Annotated in this window: 15 protein-coding genes, 2 tRNA genes and 1 pseudogene; 13 read left to right on the forward strand and 5 right to left on the reverse strand. The window is 70.6% G+C overall.

What is annotated here, in order from left to right:
- Positions 1-22 precede the first annotated feature (22 nt).
- From gyrA to Q5694_RS08435, 3 genes are all read left to right on the forward strand, one after another.
- Positions 23-2,617, forward strand: coding sequence for a DNA gyrase subunit A (gene gyrA, locus Q5694_RS08425; RefSeq protein WP_333931835.1), 2,595 nt, complete (start codon positions 23-25; stop codon positions 2,615-2,617).
- Between the two features lie 19 nt (positions 2,618-2,636).
- Positions 2,637-3,407, forward strand: coding sequence for a DUF3566 domain-containing protein (locus Q5694_RS08430; RefSeq protein WP_333931836.1), 771 nt, complete (start codon positions 2,637-2,639; stop codon positions 3,405-3,407).
- 144 nt (positions 3,408-3,551) lie between these two features.
- A tRNA-Ile gene (locus tag Q5694_RS08435) sits at positions 3,552-3,625 on the forward strand.
- A 347-nt stretch (positions 3,626-3,972) separates the two neighbouring features.
- Here the strand turns inward: Q5694_RS08435 and Q5694_RS08440 are convergent.
- Positions 3,973-4,338, reverse strand: coding sequence for a DUF6344 domain-containing protein (locus Q5694_RS08440; protein ID WP_333931838.1), 366 nt, complete (start codon positions 4,336-4,338; stop codon positions 3,973-3,975).
- Positions 4,339-4,676: 338 nt separating this feature from the next.
- On the opposite strand from Q5694_RS08440, the gene Q5694_RS08445 reads away from it, so the two are divergent.
- Together Q5694_RS08445 and Q5694_RS08450 are read left to right on the forward strand one after the other, a co-directional pair.
- Positions 4,677-4,805 carry a DLW-39 family protein gene (locus Q5694_RS08445; RefSeq protein WP_003999697.1) on the forward strand — a complete coding sequence of 43 codons (129 nt, stop codon included), beginning with the start codon at positions 4,677-4,679 and terminating at the stop codon, positions 4,803-4,805.
- 230 nt (positions 4,806-5,035) lie between these two features.
- A complete protein-coding gene (locus Q5694_RS08450) occupies positions 5,036-6,304 on the forward strand; it encodes a hypothetical protein (protein ID WP_333931857.1) in 1,269 nt (422 codons plus the stop codon).
- Between the two features lie 21 nt (positions 6,305-6,325).
- Here the strand turns inward: Q5694_RS08450 and Q5694_RS08455 are convergent, their stop codons facing one another.
- Together Q5694_RS08455 and Q5694_RS08460 are read right to left on the reverse strand one after the other, a co-directional pair.
- The gene (locus tag Q5694_RS08455) at positions 6,326-8,185 is read right to left on the reverse strand and encodes a serine/threonine-protein kinase (protein WP_333931858.1); all 1,860 of its coding nucleotides are present in this window, start codon (positions 8,183-8,185) and stop codon (positions 6,326-6,328) included.
- Positions 8,186-8,344: 159 nt separating this feature from the next.
- Positions 8,345-8,893 (reverse strand): helix-turn-helix domain-containing protein, encoded by a 549-nt coding sequence (locus Q5694_RS08460; protein ID WP_243380052.1) that lies wholly within the window; start codon positions 8,891-8,893, stop codon positions 8,345-8,347.
- A gap of 180 nt (positions 8,894-9,073) precedes the next feature.
- Here Q5694_RS08460 and Q5694_RS08465 point away from each other — a divergent pair.
- Positions 9,074-9,146, forward strand: a tRNA-Ala gene (locus tag Q5694_RS08465).
- Between the two features lie 155 nt (positions 9,147-9,301).
- Here Q5694_RS08465 and Q5694_RS08470 read toward each other — a convergent pair.
- Positions 9,302-10,003 carry a DUF5324 family protein gene (locus Q5694_RS08470; protein ID WP_333931859.1) on the reverse strand — a complete coding sequence of 234 codons (702 nt, stop codon included), beginning with the start codon at positions 10,001-10,003 and terminating at the stop codon, positions 9,302-9,304.
- Between the two features lie 339 nt (positions 10,004-10,342).
- Here Q5694_RS08470 and Q5694_RS08475 point away from each other — a divergent pair, with 339 nt between their 5' ends.
- Both Q5694_RS08475 and Q5694_RS08480 read left to right on the forward strand, forming a co-directional pair.
- The gene (locus tag Q5694_RS08475; RefSeq protein ID WP_333931860.1) at positions 10,343-10,870 is read left to right on the forward strand and encodes a peptidylprolyl isomerase; all 528 of its coding nucleotides are present in this window, start codon (positions 10,343-10,345) and stop codon (positions 10,868-10,870) included.
- Positions 10,871-10,963: 93 nt separating this feature from the next.
- Positions 10,964-11,854, forward strand: a complete 891-nt coding sequence (locus tag Q5694_RS08480) for a rhomboid family intramembrane serine protease (RefSeq protein ID WP_333931861.1) — start codon at positions 10,964-10,966, stop codon at positions 11,852-11,854.
- A gap of 255 nt (positions 11,855-12,109) precedes the next feature.
- Here the strand turns inward: Q5694_RS08480 and crgA are convergent, their stop codons facing one another.
- Entirely contained in the window at positions 12,110-12,364 is a 255-nt protein-coding gene (gene crgA, locus Q5694_RS08485; RefSeq protein ID WP_333931863.1) for a cell division protein CrgA, read from the reverse strand.
- Positions 12,365-12,504: 140 nt separating this feature from the next.
- Between crgA and Q5694_RS08490 the strand changes: the two genes are divergently transcribed.
- From Q5694_RS08490 to Q5694_RS08510, 5 genes and pseudogenes are all read left to right on the forward strand, one after another.
- Positions 12,505-13,287 carry a DUF881 domain-containing protein gene (locus tag Q5694_RS08490; RefSeq protein WP_333931865.1) on the forward strand — a complete coding sequence of 261 codons (783 nt, stop codon included), beginning with the start codon at positions 12,505-12,507 and terminating at the stop codon, positions 13,285-13,287.
- A gap of 69 nt (positions 13,288-13,356) precedes the next feature.
- Positions 13,357-13,598: pseudogene (locus Q5694_RS08495) on the forward strand (class E sortase); the annotation flags it as partial.
- A 17-nt stretch (positions 13,599-13,615) separates the two neighbouring features.
- Positions 13,616-13,813, forward strand: coding sequence for a hypothetical protein (locus Q5694_RS08500; protein ID WP_333931867.1), 198 nt, complete (start codon positions 13,616-13,618; stop codon positions 13,811-13,813).
- On the forward strand, positions 13,810-14,448 hold the full coding sequence (locus tag Q5694_RS08505) for an aminodeoxychorismate/anthranilate synthase component II (protein ID WP_333931869.1): 639 nt from the start codon (positions 13,810-13,812) through the stop codon (positions 14,446-14,448). Before Q5694_RS08500 ends, Q5694_RS08505 begins: the two co-directional genes overlap by 4 nt.
- Positions 14,445-15,635 (forward strand): class E sortase, encoded by a 1,191-nt coding sequence (locus tag Q5694_RS08510; RefSeq protein ID WP_333931871.1) that lies wholly within the window; start codon positions 14,445-14,447, stop codon positions 15,633-15,635. The genes Q5694_RS08505 and Q5694_RS08510 overlap by 4 nt, the downstream gene beginning before the upstream one ends.
- The last annotated feature ends 9 nt before the right edge of the window (positions 15,636-15,644 follow it).

Here is a 15,644-nt window from a genome sequence, read left to right on the forward strand (position 1 = left end):
CCAGGAAGGACCTTCACCAGCAATGACCGACGAGAACACTCCCGTGACGGCGCCCGAGGGTGACGCCCCGGCCATGCGCGTCGAGCCCGTCGGGCTCGAGACGGAGATGCAGCGCTCGTACCTCGACTACGCGATGTCCGTCATCGTCTCGCGTGCGCTGCCCGACGTCCGCGACGGCCTCAAGCCCGTCCACCGCCGCGTGCTGTACGCCATGTACGACGGCGGCTACCGCCCCGAGCGCGGCTTCTACAAGTGCGCACGCGTCGTGGGCGACGTCATGGGCAACTACCACCCGCACGGCGACTCCTCCATCTACGACGCGCTCGTGCGCCTGGCCCAGCCCTGGTCGATGCGCATGCCGCTCGTCGACTCCAACGGCAACTTCGGTTCCCCGGGCAACGACCCGGCCGCGGCCATGCGGTACACCGAGTGCAAGATGGCGCCGCTGTCGATGGAGATGGTCCGCGACATCGACGAGGAGACCGTCGACTTCACGGACAACTACGACGGCCGCTCCCAGGAGCCGACCGTCCTGCCGGCCCGCTTCCCGAACCTGCTCATCAACGGTTCGGCCGGTATCGCGGTCGGCATGGCGACCAACATCCCGCCGCACAACCTGCGCGAGGTCGCGGCCGGCGCGCAGTGGTACCTGGAGAACCCCGAGGCCTCCCACGAGGAGCTGCTGGACGCGCTCATCGAGCGCATCAAGGGCCCGGACTTCCCGACCGGCGCGCTCGTCGTCGGCCGCCGGGGCATCGAGGAGGCGTACCGCACCGGCCGCGGCTCCATCACGATGCGCGCGGTCGTCGAGGTCGAGGAGATCCAGAACCGCCAGTGCCTGGTGGTCACCGAGCTGCCCTACCAGGTCAACCCGGACAACCTCGCGCAGAAGATCGCCGACCTGGTGAAGGACGGCAAGATCGGCGGCATCGCGGACGTCCGCGACGAGACGTCCTCGCGCACGGGCCAGCGCCTGGTCATCGTGCTGAAGCGGGACGCGGTCGCCAAGGTCGTGCTGAACAACCTCTACAAGCACACCGACCTGCAGACCAACTTCGGCGCCAACATGCTGGCGCTGGTCGACGGCGTGCCGCGCACGCTCTCCCTCGACGCGTTCATCCGCCACTGGGTGACGCACCAGATCGAGGTCATCGTCCGCCGTACGCGCTTCCGGCTGCGCAAGGCCGAGGAGCGGGCGCACATCCTGCGCGGTCTGCTGAAGGCCCTGGACGCCATCGACGAGGTCATCGCGCTGATCCGGCGCAGCGACACGGTCGAGATCGCCCGCGGCGGCCTGATGAGCCTGCTGGAGATCGACGAGATCCAGGCCAACGCCATCCTCGAGATGCAGCTGCGCCGGCTGGCCGCCCTGGAGCGCCAGAAGATCGTCCAGGAGCACGACGAGCTCCAGGCGAAGATCAACGAGTACAACGAGATCCTGGCCTCCCCGGTCCGCCAGCGCGGCATCGTCAGCGCGGAGCTGGCCGCGATCGTCGAGAAGTACGGCGACGACCGCAAGACCACGCTGATCCCGTACGAGGGCGACATGTCCATCGAGGACCTGATCGCCGAGGAGGACATCGTCGTCACGGTCACCCGGGGCGGCTACATCAAGCGCACCAAGACCGACGACTACCGCGCCCAGAAGCGCGGCGGCAAGGGCGTACGCGGCGCGAAGCTCAAGGAAGACGACATCGTCGACCACTTCTTCGTGTCCACCACGCACCACTGGCTGCTGTTCTTCACGAACAAGGGCCGCGTCTACCGCGTCAAGGGCTACGAGCTGCCCGACGCGGGCCGGGACGCGCGCGGTCAGCACGTGGCGAACCTGCTCGCCTTCCAGCCGGACGAGGCGATCGCCGAGATCCTCGCGATCCGCGACTACGAGGCGGTCCCCTATCTCGTCCTGGCCACCAAGGCCGGTCTGGTGAAGAAGACGCCTCTGAAGGATTACGATTCGCCGCGTTCCGGCGGTGTCATCGCGATCAACCTCCGCTCGATGGAGGACGGTTCCGACGACGAACTGATCGGTGCCGAGCTGGTCTCGTCCGACGACGATCTGCTCCTGATCAGCAAGAAGGCGCAGTCGATCAGGTTCACCGCGTCGGACGAAACCCTGCGTCCCATGGGCCGTGCCACCTCGGGTGTCAAGGGCATGAGCTTCCGCGAAGGGGACGAGCTCCTCTCGATGAATGTTGTTCGACCCGGTACGTTCGTGTTCACTGCCACAGACGGTGGGTACGCGAAGCGGACCGCCGTCGACGAGTACCGCGTCCAGGGTCGCGGCGGCCTCGGCATCAAGGCTGCCAAGATCGTGGAGGACCGCGGCTCCCTCGTCGGCGCGCTGGTGGTCGAGGAGACCGACGAGATCCTCGCCATCACACTGTCCGGCGGTGTGATTCGTACGCGAGTCAACGAGATCAGGGAAACCGGCCGTGACACCATGGGCGTCCAACTGATCAATCTGGGCAAGCGCGATGCCGTCGTGGGCATCGCTCGCAACGCCGAGGCGGGGCGCGAGGCGGAAGAGGTCGACGGCGACGTGGTCGTCGACGAAACCGCCGAGGGGGCCGCTGCCACCGGCACGGACGAGGGTGAGGCGCCCTCGGCCGAGTAGGCACGAGGAGTGAGTCAGCGTGAGCGGAGCCACGGGCGCCGGACCGAGCGGTACCTCGACGGGTACGGACACGGGCGACGGCGGCCGTGGCTCCGCCGCGCGGGCGACGGACCCGCAGACGACCAACCTGAAGCCGATCAAGTCCACGGACACGGACACGCCCGCGCGCGGCGCCCGTGACGCCAAGGGAGCGGCGGGGACGGACGCCCGCGGTGCGCAGACGCGGCAGAAGGGCGGCGCGGACGCGGCCGTCCAGGAACCGGGTGCCGCTTCGCCGCTGCCGGGCGAACGGCAGGCCCAGCAGCAGACAGGGCCGTACCACCCGCCGCAGGCCTACCCGGCGCAGCAGGGCGCCGCGGCCGGCGCCGCCGCGGCCGTACGGCGGCCGCGCACCGGGGCCGGGACGCGGACCGTGCCGCGGGTGCGCAAGGCGCGGCTGCGGGTGGCGAAGGCCGACCCGTGGTCGGTGATGAAGGTGAGCTTCCTGCTCTCCATCGCCCTCGGCATCTGCACGATCGTCGCGGCCGCGGTGCTGTGGATGGTCATGGACGCGATGGGCGTCTTCTCGACGGTCGGCGGCACGATCTCGGAGGCCACCGGCTCGAACGAGTCGAACGGCTTCGACCTGCAGGCCTTCCTGTCGCTGCCCAACGTGCTGATGTTCACCTCGATCATCGCGGTCATCGACGTCGTCCTCGCCACGGCCCTCGCGACGCTGGGCGCGTTCATCTACAACCTCTCCGCCGGCTTCGTCGGCGGCGTGGAGCTGACCCTCGCCGAGGACGAGTGAGGACCCCTCCTCCGCACGTCTGACGTCCTGCGGAGGGGCCTCGCGGGTGTCCGGTACGGGTGTCCCGGCAACCGATTTTGGGACTGCCCGTGTCGTGCGCTAATCTTCAGGAGTCAGCGCGCGGGACACACCGCAGAGCGCGGCGGGGCTATAGCTCAGTTGGTTAGAGCGCATCCCTGATAAGGATGAGGCCACAGGTTCAAATCCTGTTAGCCCCACATCTGAGAAGACCTCCAGTCGGTAGCGGCTGGGGGTCTTCGCCGTTCACGGCTGACATCAACCGGATCACGGCGGAGGCCGACCGGCTGCTCGACCTCCACGCGCGGATTCTGGCCGGCCCGCCGCCGGTGACGCCCCGCGCGCCGCGGCCGGTGCCGCCCTCGACGACAACGGCCGCAAGCGCCGCCTCCCTTGCCGGAGGCCGGACGGTACGTGCCCGGCCGGTCGCCGGTCCGAAGGCACGTCAGGCACGTCCCCCGCGATCGCCGGGGGACATGCGTGAGCCCGGCGGCTCTGTCGAGCTGCCGGGCTCTGTACGCAGGATCGCCGGGGTGGGATCAGGGGATCAGCGCTGGAGCGGTGTGAGGCGGTCGCTCTCGGCGTCGCTGTCCTCGTCGGCGCAGTCGGTGGTGGCGGGGACCGCCTGGTCCGCGACCGGGCGGTGGCGGCAGCGGGGCGCCTTCCCGTGGGCCTCGGCGCGGATGCGCTGCTTCATCGTGGGGGGCAGGGCCCTGGCTTGGGTCCAGGGGAGCGTGGCCGGTGCCGTCCGCTGCTGCGGGATGCTGCCGCCGGTGCTCGTGCTGTTGCGCTCCCGCTCGGCCTGCGGTACCGCCGCGGCCGCGGCGGTGGTGACGAGTCCGAGCGCCGTGCACAGCGCGAGGAAGGCGGTGACGATGGCGGTCCACAGCTTCATGACCTTGTTCCGGGCCATGGCCCCTCACTTTCGGGTCGGGCGATTTGCGTACTTTCCTCATGATGTGTATGTGGGCCGGGATGTGGTGGATCTCCGACCGTGGCGCCGCGATGTTCAGATGAACACCACTCGGATGGCCCCATGAGGGTCGAAAAGGTGAGGAGAGCGTCGAAGAACGGACAGAAGTAACCGTCCGTCGGGGTGTGATCACCCTCCGATCGGATCGGCTGCCTCCGCTCCTACCCGGCTGTACGGGAGGCGAGTTGAGGGCCCACTCAGGTCACCGATCGGTATCGGTCGGTGTGTATAGTCGGGCGCCAGAGGTCCCCTACGTCAAGGAAAGACGAGGTCGCGCGGTGAAGAAGCTTCTCCTGGTCGCACTGGCCGCCATCGGCGGGCTCCTCGTGTACCGCCAGATCCAGGCGGATCGCGCCGAGCAGGATCTGTGGACGGAGGCGACCGACTCCGTGCCCACGGGTTCGTGAGTCACGACCACCCATAACGAGCACACCCCGGCCGCCTCGCGGTCGGGGTTTTGTGTGCCGAGGGGCGTCCGCGGAGCCCGTCGGCGGGGCAGGATGGGCCACGGCTTCACGGTGCGTGGTCCGGCGACGGTGAGGGGTGGCGCGTGAGAGGACGGTGCCGTACGGCCCGGGGGCGGGGTACGAGGGCGTGGCACGGCCGCCCCGCGCGGGTGGTGCGCCGGGGAGCCGCGGTGGTGGCGCTGGTGCTGTCGGCCGCTGTCGCACCGGGACGGGCGGTGGCCCTGCCGGCGGCGCCCGGGACGGCCGCGGCGCCGAGCCCCTACGGGTTCGCCGAGGACGCCACCGGCATCGAGGGGGCCCGCAGCACCGCCGACGCCGACCCCCTGACGCCCGGCCGGCCCTACCGGAGCTCGCTGCCGAGCAGCGACAGGATCAGCTACCGCCTCGACCTCGACGCCACCACGAACGCGTACGTCTCGGTCACCGCCGTTCCTCCCCCGGGCGCTTCCGTCTCCGTCATCGACGGCCTCAAGGTGGCCGTCCAGGACGCGGAGGGCAACTCCTGCTCCGTCGACACCACGACGTTCGGCGCCGCCCGCAGCCCGCACCCGATAGCGGCCTGGGGCATGCGCGAGATCTCCCCCGGCAAGCCCCTGTGCCGCAAGGCCGGGGCGTACTACGTGTCCGTCGAGCGGGCCGACCCCGAGGGCGAGGGTTCCTCGCCGGACACCTGGGAGCTGGAGATCCTCGCGGTGACGGAGCCGCGGACGGCGAAGGCCGGTGCCACCGGTGCCCCCCAGGTGTGGGACTCCGCAACCCCGCAGCCACTGCGGGGGGACGCCGAGCAGCGTGCGGGTGGTACCGGGTTCGCCGGGGCGACTCCCCTGGAAGAAGGGGTCTGGCGGGGCGACCTGCGTCCCGGGCAGACGGTCTTCTACGCGGTGCCGGTCGACTGGGGTCAGCAGCTCTCCGTCACCGCCGACCTCGGCAGCTCGGAGTCCGGGGGCACGGGCTACGCCTCGGACGCCCTGGAGGTGACCCTCTACAACCCCGCGCGCGGCCGTGTCGCCCGCATCGGCGTCGGCTACGACGGTGGCCAGAAGTCCGGCAGCCTGCCGCCGCTGCCGCCCGTGGACCACGCCAACCGCAACTCTCCCGTCGCCCAGACCGGCGCCGTGCGCTTCGCGGGCTCCTACTACCTGGTCGCCCATCTGTCGGAGAGCGTCGCCGACGGTTTCGGGGACGGGCCGTTCGCGGCGACCCTGCGGGTCCGGGTGAGCGGGACGGCCCAGGCCGGACCCGACTACGCGGGGGAGTCCGACCCCGGGGGCGTCTTCGACGTCTCGGAGGAGGACAGGGAGGCGGCGGCCGCCGGAGAGCCGGGGGGTGACGACACCGCGCTGCGCGTGGTCGCGGTGAGCGGCATCGGCACCGGGAGCGCGCTGCTGGTGGGGCTCGGTGTCTGGACCCTGCTGGCCCGTCGGCGGACCACTGCGTAGGGGCGCCGCCCGGGAGCCCCGTCAGATCCTGGTCAGGGCCCAGAAGCCGACGGCGTAGCAGGCGAGCGCGAGGAGCAGCAGGGGGACGACCGCCTTGGCCGGCGGGCCGGGGCGGACCGGGCGCCGCGCGCGGTGCCGTGCCGGCTGCTGGCCGGGGGGTGGCGCGGTCCGCGGGCTCTGCGCTGTGTACGAGGCCGTGACCGGGTCGGCGCGGTAGTGCTGCGCGGGTGGCAACGGCTGGGCCGTGTACATCGACGGGAGCGGTTGCGCCGGTGGCAGCGGGTGCGTGGGGTCGTGCGGGGAGACCGGGTTCTGCGGGGGGAGGGCCCCGGCGTGCTGTTCCGGGGTGGGGGAGGAGGTGCCGGTGGCCTGCGGGGGCGGCAGGTGGAAGCTGCCGGTGTCCGACATGGAGGGCCCCGGGGCCGGGCCGGCCGCCTCACCCGTGCGGTGGCCCGGGTCGGAGGACACAGGCTGCTGTGCCGCCGACGTGTGCCAGGAGGTGCCCGAGAGGTCCGGCGGGGCGGTGGGAATGACGGGATTCACGGGGGTGCTGGGGGTGAGGGGGCGGGCGCTGGGCTGCGAGGGCTCGTACGGCTCGGGCGGTCCGTCGGCAAGCGCAGGGTCGGCCGGCCGGGGTGTGCTGTGGCCTGTCGCGGGGTCGGCCGGTAGGTGGTGTGCGCTGTGGCCTGGTGCGGGGTCGGGCGATGACGGGCGGTGGCTGTGGCCTGTGGCGGGGTCGGCCGACAGGCGTGAGCTGTGGTCCGCTGCGGGATCGGACGAGGGGTGGGGGCTGTGGCTCGTTGCGGGGGCGGCCTGGGGCTGGGGCTTCTTCTCTCCCGATGTCGTCGAATCGGTCGCCCGTCCCGAAGGGACGCTGTCCGTCATTCCTGCGCCGGGGCCGGGCGCCTCGCCGCCCGGTCCGGCTCCCCGGCCGGCTTCCTCGCCGTCCGTCTCCGGTCGGCCGGACGGCACCCCCACGGGTCCGAGCCCCTTAGCCCGCCGCAGCGGGCCCTCCGCGGCGAAGCCCTGGGGGAGCGGGCCGAGTTGGTCGAAGATCTCGATCAGCTCGTCGTCCGGGCCCGGCTCGGGGAGCAGCTCCGCCGCGGCCACGAGGGCCTTGCGCGCACCCGTGGCCGTGCGGAACCGCGCCTCGGGGTCCGGCTGGAGCAGGGTGGCCACGACCTGCCAGAGCGGCTCGGGGATGCCCTTGGGCGCACCTGGCGTGCCGTGCTCGGCGAAGTACTGGATCAGCGCCTTGCTGTCCGGCTTGGCGCCCTCCAGCAGGTACAGGGCGACCAGCCCCACGGCGAACAGGTCGGCCGGGAAGTCCGGCTCGGCTCCCATCAGCTGCTCCGGCGCCAGGTAACCCGGCGTGCCCACCACGAGGTTGGTCTCCGTCAGGCGGGGCTCGCCCAACCGCATGGCGATGCCGAAGTCGGACAGGCGCAGACGCGGCCGGCCCGTGCCGGTGGCCTCCAGCAGCACGTTGGCGGGCTTGACGTCACGGTGCACGACACCCTCCGCGTGCACGGCGGCCAGCCCCGCGAGCAGCTGGTCGAGCAGGGTGCAGACGAACGACGGCGGTAGCGGGCCGTAGTCCCCGACGAGGTGGACGAGGGAGCCGCCCGCGACCAGGTCCATGGTGAACAGGACCTTGTCGTCGTCGGCCGCCCAGCTGGTGGGGGCGAGGACATGGGGGTGGTCGATCCGCAGGGCCTGTTCGCGGACGAACCGGAGCAGGGAGTGGGCGTCGCTCTGCAGCAGGACCTTGGCGGCCACGTAACGGCGGCGGCGGTGGTCCCAGGCGCGCCAGACGGCGCCGACCCCTCCGCGTCCGATCGGGTCGACCAGTTCGTACCGGCCGGCGAAGACCTCACCCATGGCTGTACGTCGCTCCTCCCCCAGTGGCTACCCCCGTTGCCTCCCCCGCGGCGGGCCCTGCGACTCCCCCGGGCTTGCTGAGAAGCGGTCCCCGTGGCGCATCCCCCGTCACTTCACTCACAGCCCGCGGCCGAACCCCCTTCGGCGGCGGGCGTGGGTTCAGTTCTGGTGGGACTGGTAGTGCGCGACGGCGTCCGAGGTGCGGCCGGCACCGTAGACCCGGAGGAACTCTGCCAGCTCCGGATGGGTGGGGGCGAGGGTCTCGGCGGCGTCGATGATGTCGCCGGCGGCCGCGACGGAGCGCAGCAGCGACTGGATCTCACGGACGACGCGTTTGACGGTGGGCGCTCCCGAACTGCTCGTCGTCTGCGTGGTGTTGCTGAGCACGGAGCCCCCCTGCGACTTCTTGATCTCCTCCATGCGCTCGGTGGCCTCGGCGGCGCTGACGCTGCCGTCCGCGACCTGCCCCGCCAGGTCCTGCAGCAGCTGCACCCGCTGCACCACGGCCGGATTGCCGATCTTCGCCCGCTGACCGCTCATCAACTGGGACAGCATCGGCGCGGACAGTCCCAGCACCCCCGCCAGACGAGCCTGGTTGAGCCCGAGATCGTCGATGAGCCTGCGGAAGAGCGCCCCCAGCGGCTCCCCGTACCAGTTCCGCTGCAGTTCCCGCGCTCTTGCGGTGGCTTCCTGCTGTGCGGCGTCCATTGCGTCTCCCCATCGCTTCCCCAAGTACGGCGGTTCGCGGTAGCGAACCACGCCGAGCATCTTACGGAGAGTGGTCGTCGACGGGGACCCCCAATCTTTTTGCGGAACCACGGGGGTGACCCGGTACTCTGGTCTCCGACGCCCGCCGGGACGCGGTTTCCCCGTCGGACGTCTCCTTCCGGGGCCTTAGCTCAGTTGGTAGAGCGCTGTCTTTGCATGGCAGATGTCAGGGGTTCGACTCCCCTAGGCTCCACACCGGAAAGGTCCCCCGAGCTGCGGAAACGCAGGTTCGGGGGGCCTTTTTCCTGGCCGCCGCACGCCATGCGGACGGGTGTTTCACGTGAAACAGCGCGGCGGGCCCGGAGACCACAAGTCTCCGGGCCCGCCGCGCTGTTGGCTCCGGGGCCGTCAGGAACGGTCGTCGCGCTGGGCGGCCTCTTCCTCGGCCTGCTTGGCCTCGACCTCCGGGTCCAGGACCGACTCGCCCGTACCGTCCACGGAGGACAGACGTCCCGCTTCGGGGACCTCCGTCGCCGCGGGCGGCTCGACCAGCCAGTCCGGGTTGGCCTGCTTGTCCCACCACTTCCACGCGGCGAAGGCACCGCCCGCGACGGCACCCAGAATCACCAGCGTCTTCATGGCCTTGCCGGCCCTGGCCCGCCGCTGCTGCTTGCGGACGAGCTTCTGGATCTCCTTCGACGAGACCTGCCCACGCAGCGCGGCCATGACAGCCGCACTCCGCGCCGCGGCCTCGGTCGTGACGGGCCCGGCCGCGGCCATGGCCTGCTCGATCCTCGGCCGGGAGTACTCCGCCGCCTGACGGGCGGCCTTGCGTGTGCGGACTGCAGCCTCATGGGCGGCCTGGTCGACCTTCGGCGGCACGTGCGTGCGGGCCTGCTCCAGATACGGCTGTACGTGCGTGCCGTACTGAACGCGAGCCTGCCCTGCGGCCTGCGTCACCTTGGGCGCTAGCCGTACGCGTGCCTCGTGTGCGTAGTGCGCGGCCCTGTCCTTGGCCGTGTCGGCGTAGGGCGCCACCACTTCCGCGGCGTGCAGCACGCTCTCCTTCGCCGAACCGGTCGCGGCGCGCACGCTGTCGATGCGGGTCACGGGTTCCTCCTCCTCGGTGGCGTACGGTATTTCGACTTTCCACCCTTTTACGGATCATGCCTCTCGGTGCACGACCAGGCATGCGCGGACGGGCATCCGGGTCACGGAAACCGGCAACCAAGCGCCGATCACGTGCAATAGCGGATGAATAAGGGGCAACAGGAGCTTGTCGTCGACAATGCCACGGATCGTCGCCGTCCGCCCCCGACCCGGAAGGACTCGACCGGATTTCTGCGGCCGCCCGCCGAGGGTTTCCCCCCGCTGCACCGAGGCCGGGCGACGTGGAGGCCCGTCCATGCGAGGATCAGGGAGTCACAGAAAGACAACGGAAGGCAGATCGTGGCTGAGCAGCTCTACGCCACCCTGAAGACCAACCACGGCGACATCGAGGTCCGGCTGCTGCCGAACCACGCCCCCAAGACGGTCAAGAACTTCGTCGAGCTCGCCCAGGGCGAGCGGGAGTGGACGAACCCGGAGACGGGTCAGAAGACCACGGACAAGCTCTACGACGGCACGGTCTTCCACCGGGTGATCAGCGGTTTCATGATCCAGGGCGGTGACCCGCTGGGCAACGGCACCGGCGGTCCCGGCTACCAGTTCGAGGACGAGTTCCACCCGGACCTGCGCTTCGACAAGCCCTACCTGCTGGCGATGGCCAACGCCGGTCCGGGCACCAACGGCTCGCAGTTCTTCATCACCGTCTCCCCGACGGCGTGGCTGAACCGCAAGCACACCATCTTCGGCGAGGTCACGGACGCGGCCAGCCAGAAGGTCGTGGACACCATCGCCACGATCCAGACGAACCCGCGCACCGACCGCCCGCTGAACGACGTGGTCATCGAGTCGGTCGTCATCGAGACCCGCTGAGCCGGGTACCGAGGCCCCCACGGGGAACCAATCGCCCTGCTCGTCCGTAAGGATGGGCAGGGCGGGCCTTTTCACCACGACCGAGGGGATCCCATGGACGACCAGGCTGCGGGCAGCCCGCAGGACGCCCACAGCGTCCCCCTGTGCTACCGCCACCCGGACCGCGAGACCGGCATCCGCTGCACCCGCTGCGAGCGCCCGATCTGCCCCGAGTGCATGGTCAACGCCTCGGTCGGTTTCCAGTGCCCCGAATGCGTGCGCACCGGCTCCGGCACCGGGCACGCGCCCTCGGCCGCCCTGCCCCGGACGATCGCCGGCGGTGCCCTCACGGCCGACCCCCGGCTGATCACCAAGATCCTCATCGGGATCAATGTGGCCGTCTTCATCGCCGTCCAGGTCCGCGAATCACTGCTGAGCGACCTCGTCCTGCTCGGCGCCTGGCCCCCCGCCCCCTTCACGCCCACGGAGGGCGTCGCGGGGGGCGAGTGGTACCGCATGGTGACCTCGATGTTCACCCACCAGGAGATCTGGCACATCGCGTTCAACATGCTCAGCCTGTGGTGGCTCGGCGGCCCGCTCGAAGCGGCTCTCGGCCGGGCGCGCTACCTCGCCCTCTACTTCGTCTCGGGACTCGCGGGCAGTGCCCTGGCCTATCTGCTGGCCGCGCCCAACACGGCGACGCTCGGCGCCTCCGGCGCGATCTTCGGGCTGTTCGGTGCCACGGCCGTGCTGATGCGCCGGCTGAACTACGACATGCGGCCCATCGTCGCGCTGCTGGCGATCAACCTGATCTTCACGTTCAGCCCGGGCTTCAACATCTCCTGGCAGGCCCACATCGGAGGCCTCGTCGCCGGTGTCGTCGTGGGATACGGCATGGTCCACGCCCCGCGCGAGCACCGCGCCCTCGTGCAGTACGGCACCTGCGCCCTGATGCTCGGCGTCGTCGTCCTGCTGACCGTGCTCAGGACCGCACAGCTCGCCTGAGCAGGCGTTGTCCACAGCGGGTGGCGGATCCTGTGCACACGGTGCGGGAACATACGTGCCCCCTGTCACCTCTCTGCGTCGCCGCAGGTCAGACAGGGGGCGAACGTACTTTCGAGTCGTGGTACTTCCGTCATACCGGCGTCAACACTCAGCAAGTTATCCACAGATCGTCGTTTCTTTTCCACCTGTGGAAAACCGCTGTGGATAACTCGGTGAACAGCCCTGGGCAGAGCTGAGTTCACCGGCCGGTGACCGCTACTTCCACTGCGTCGAGACACCGAATCCGGCGGCGATGAAACCGAAGCCCACCACGATGTTCCAGTTGCCCAGGGAGTCGATGGGCAGCGTGCCGTCGGTGACGTAGAAGACCACGATCCAGGCCAGGCCGATGAGGAACATGGCCAGCATGACGGGCGCGACCCAGGCACGGTTGGTCAGCTTGATCGCGGTCGTCTGCTTCGCAGGCGGCGGCGTGTAGTCGGCCTTCTTGCGGATACGTGACTTCGGCACGAGGGTCTCTCCTGTCGATGCGCTGCGTGGCCGCGCAGGTAACTGGGTCGGTCTCGGGGCAGCGGGAGGGGACTCCGACGGCTCCCCCGGGGCGTCCGTTAGCGTAGTGCTTCCGCCGCGCCGAAGGAGATAAGGGTACGTTGAGCAATTCTGCCGACTCCCCCGGGACGGGATCCACCCCCGAGCGCGAACGTCGTTTCCGGCCGGTGCGGATCCTCACGGCGGCCGTCTTCGCTCTCGCCGGACTCATCTTCTTCACCAGCTTCAACACCGCCAAGGGCACCAACATCCGCACGGACACCTCGCTGCTGAAGCTGTCCGACCTCATCCACGAACGCAGCCGGGCGAACGGCGAGCTCGACGAGAGCAACGGAACCCTGCGCAAGGACATAGAGGCCCTCGCCGAACGGGACGACGGCAGCACGCGCGCGGAGGACGCCAGGCTCGCGGCCCTGGAGAAGCGGGCGGGGACGCAGGAGCTCAAGGGCCAAGGGCTCACGGTCACGCTCGACGACGCCCCGCCGGACGCCACCGCCAAGCTGCCCGGCTACCCCGAGCCGCAGCCCGACTACCTGGTCATCCACCAGCAGGACCTCCAGGCCGTGGTGAACGCGTTGTGGCAGGGCGGAGCCAAGGGCATCAAGGTCATGGACCAGCGGCTGATCTCCACCAGCGCCGTCCGCTGCGTCGGCAACACCCTGATCCTCCAGGGCCGCGTCTACTCACCGCCGTACAAGATCACGGCGGTCGGTGACACCGAGCGCCTGAAGAAGGCGCTGGCCCGGGCGCCCGCCATCCAGAACTACATGGTCTACGTCAACGTCTACGGACTCGGCTGGAAGGTCGAGGAGAACGGCCCGGTGACGCTGCCCGGCTACTCGGGCACCGTGGACCTGCACTACGCGAAGCCTGTGGAGCAGTAAGCGAGGCGCCACCGCGACCCTGGAGAAGGGCCCGGCCACCCCGCCGGGACCACCCGGCTCGGGCAGCCGCTGACCGACGGCACGAGCCGGTGCACGGATCGGATCGGCGAAGGCCCGTACGAAACAGTGCCCTCCGGCATCGAGGTGATCGACGCTGTCCCCCGTACATCCGGGTACACGCGTCCGGGCCGGTACCTCACGCCGACCACCCGCGAACCGGAGTGGGGCACGGCCACCGGCTGATCACCCGGGCGCACCCGGACTCCACCCGCCCTGTGGAGGCCGGGAAACCAGAGGCGCCGCGCCGTTAGTCTGGTTGCTGTACGGCGTGGGTCTGGTGCCGTGGTACGACGGAAGGGACGGCATGTACGGCTGGATCTGGCGGCATCTGCCGGGGAACGCGTGGGTGAAGGCGTTGATCTCACTCGTCCTGGTCGTGGCCGTGGTCTACGTCCTCTTCCAGTACGTCTTCCCGTGGGCGGAGCCGCTGCTTCCCTTCAACGATGTGACGGTGGACAACCAGTGAGCGCGCGCATTCTGGTCGTGGACAACTACGACAGCTTCGTCTTCAACCTGGTCCAGTACCTGTACCAACTGGGTGCCGAGTGCGAGGTCCTGCGCAACGACGAGGTCTCCACGGCACACGCCCAGGACGGCTTCGACGGTGTGCTGCTCTCCCCCGGGCCCGGCACCCCGGATCAGGCCGGCGTCTGCGTCGACATGGTCCGGCACTGTGCCGCGACGGGCGTCCCGGTCTTCGGCGTGTGCCTCGGCATGCAGTCGATGCAGGTGGCCTACGGCGGCGTGGTCGACCGGGCGCCCGAGTTGCTGCACGGCAAGACCTCCCTGGTCGAGCACGCCGGCGACGGGGTCTTCGCCGGCCTGCCCACGCCCTTCACGGCGACGCGCTACCACTCGCTGGCCGCCGAGCCGGCCACGGTGCCGGCCGAGCTGGAGGTCACCGCCCGGACGCAGGACGGCATCGTCATGGGGCTGCGGCACCGTGAACTGCCGGTCGAGGGCGTGCAGTTCCATCCTGAGTCGGTGCTGACCGAGCACGGGCACCGGATGCTGGCCAACTGGCTGGCGGAGTGCGGGGACGAGGACGCGGTGGCGAGGTCGGCCGGGCTCGCCCCGGTGGTGGGCAGGGCCTCGGCGTGACCGCCCTGCGCCCCGAGCGCGAGTCCGACACCTCGTACGGGCAGCAGTCGTACGGGGCGCCGGGCGCGTTCGAGGAGCGGCCGGGGCGGGGGGCGTACGCGAGTGGTCCGCAGGCGGGGCCGCAGCCGTACCCGCCGGGGCCGGGACGCGGGCCGTTCCCGCCCGGGGCGCGGCAGCCGGGTCCGGCGTCGTACGAACAACCGGTGCCGCAGGAGTACCAGCCGCAGCCCGTGATCGACGAGGAGACCGTGGCGCTGCGGATGCCGGATCCGCCGCCCGCGGAGGACTTCACAGCGGGCTCTGAGGGCACCGGCGAGGCCCGGGGGACCGGATCCGCCTCCGGCGGCCGCGCGGCCCGCAGGAAGGCCGCCAAGCGCCGCCACGGACGCCACGGTGACGCCGCCGGAAGTCCGTCGGGCCGGAGGGCGGCACGGGGGAGCGGGCAGGCGGCCCGGGACGAGGCGCGGGCGCCGCTGTCCCGCGTGGAGGCGCGGCGGCAGGCGCGGGCGCGCAAGCCGGGTGCCGCGGTCGTGGCCAGCCGGGCCATCGGCGAGGTGTTCATCACCACCGGCGTGCTGATGCTGCTGTTCGTCACCTACCAGCTGTGGTGGACGAACGTCCGGGCGCACGCACAGGCCGGCAAGGAGGCCAGCAGCCTCCAGAACGACTGGGCGAGCGGCAAGCGCAATCCGGGCACCTTCGAGCCGGGGCAGGGGTTCGCCCTGCTGCACATCCCCAAGCTGGACGTGGTCGTGCCGATCGCCGAGGGCACCAGCAGCAAGGGCGTCCTGGACCGGGGCATGGTCGGCCACTACGCGGAGGGTGCGCTCAAGACCGCGATGCCCGGCGACAGGACCGGGAACTTCGGGCTCGCGGGCCACCGCAACACGCACGGCGAGCCGTTCCGCTACATCAACAAGCTCTCTCCGGGCGATCCGATCGTCGTGGAGACGCAGGACGACTACTACGTCTACAAGATGGCCTCGATCCTGCCGGTGACCTCGCCCAGCAACACGAGCGTCCTGAACCCGATCCCCGAGGGGTCCGGCTTCACCGAACCCGGCCGCTACATCACGCTGACCACGTGCACCCCGGAGTTCACCAGCAAGTACCGGATGATCGTCTGGGGCAAGATGGTCGAGGAACGGCCGCGCAGCAAGGGCAAGCCGGATGCGCTCGTCAGTTAAGGGCAGATG

The organism is Streptomyces sp. AHA2 (genome assembly GCF_036857595.1).
Taxonomy (GTDB): Bacteria; Actinomycetota; Actinomycetes; order Streptomycetales; family Streptomycetaceae; genus Streptomyces.

What these genes read in the sequence shown, in the direction of transcription:
- gyrA (WP_333931835.1), top strand. Translation starts at nt 23, where the DNA reads ATGACCGACGAGAACACTCCCGTGACGGCGCCCGAGGGTGACGCCCCG.
- Q5694_RS08440 (WP_333931838.1), bottom strand. Translation starts at nt 4,338, where the DNA reads ATGGCCCGGAACAAGGTCATGAAGCTGTGGACCGCCATCGTCACCGCC.
- Q5694_RS08455 (WP_333931858.1), bottom strand. Translation starts at nt 8,185, where the DNA reads ATGGGTGAGGTCTTCGCCGGCCGGTACGAACTGGTCGACCCGATCGGA.
- Q5694_RS08460 (WP_243380052.1), bottom strand. Translation starts at nt 8,893, where the DNA reads ATGGACGCCGCACAGCAGGAAGCCACCGCAAGAGCGCGGGAACTGCAG.
- Q5694_RS08480 (WP_333931861.1), top strand. Translation starts at nt 10,964, where the DNA reads ATGGACGACCAGGCTGCGGGCAGCCCGCAGGACGCCCACAGCGTCCCC.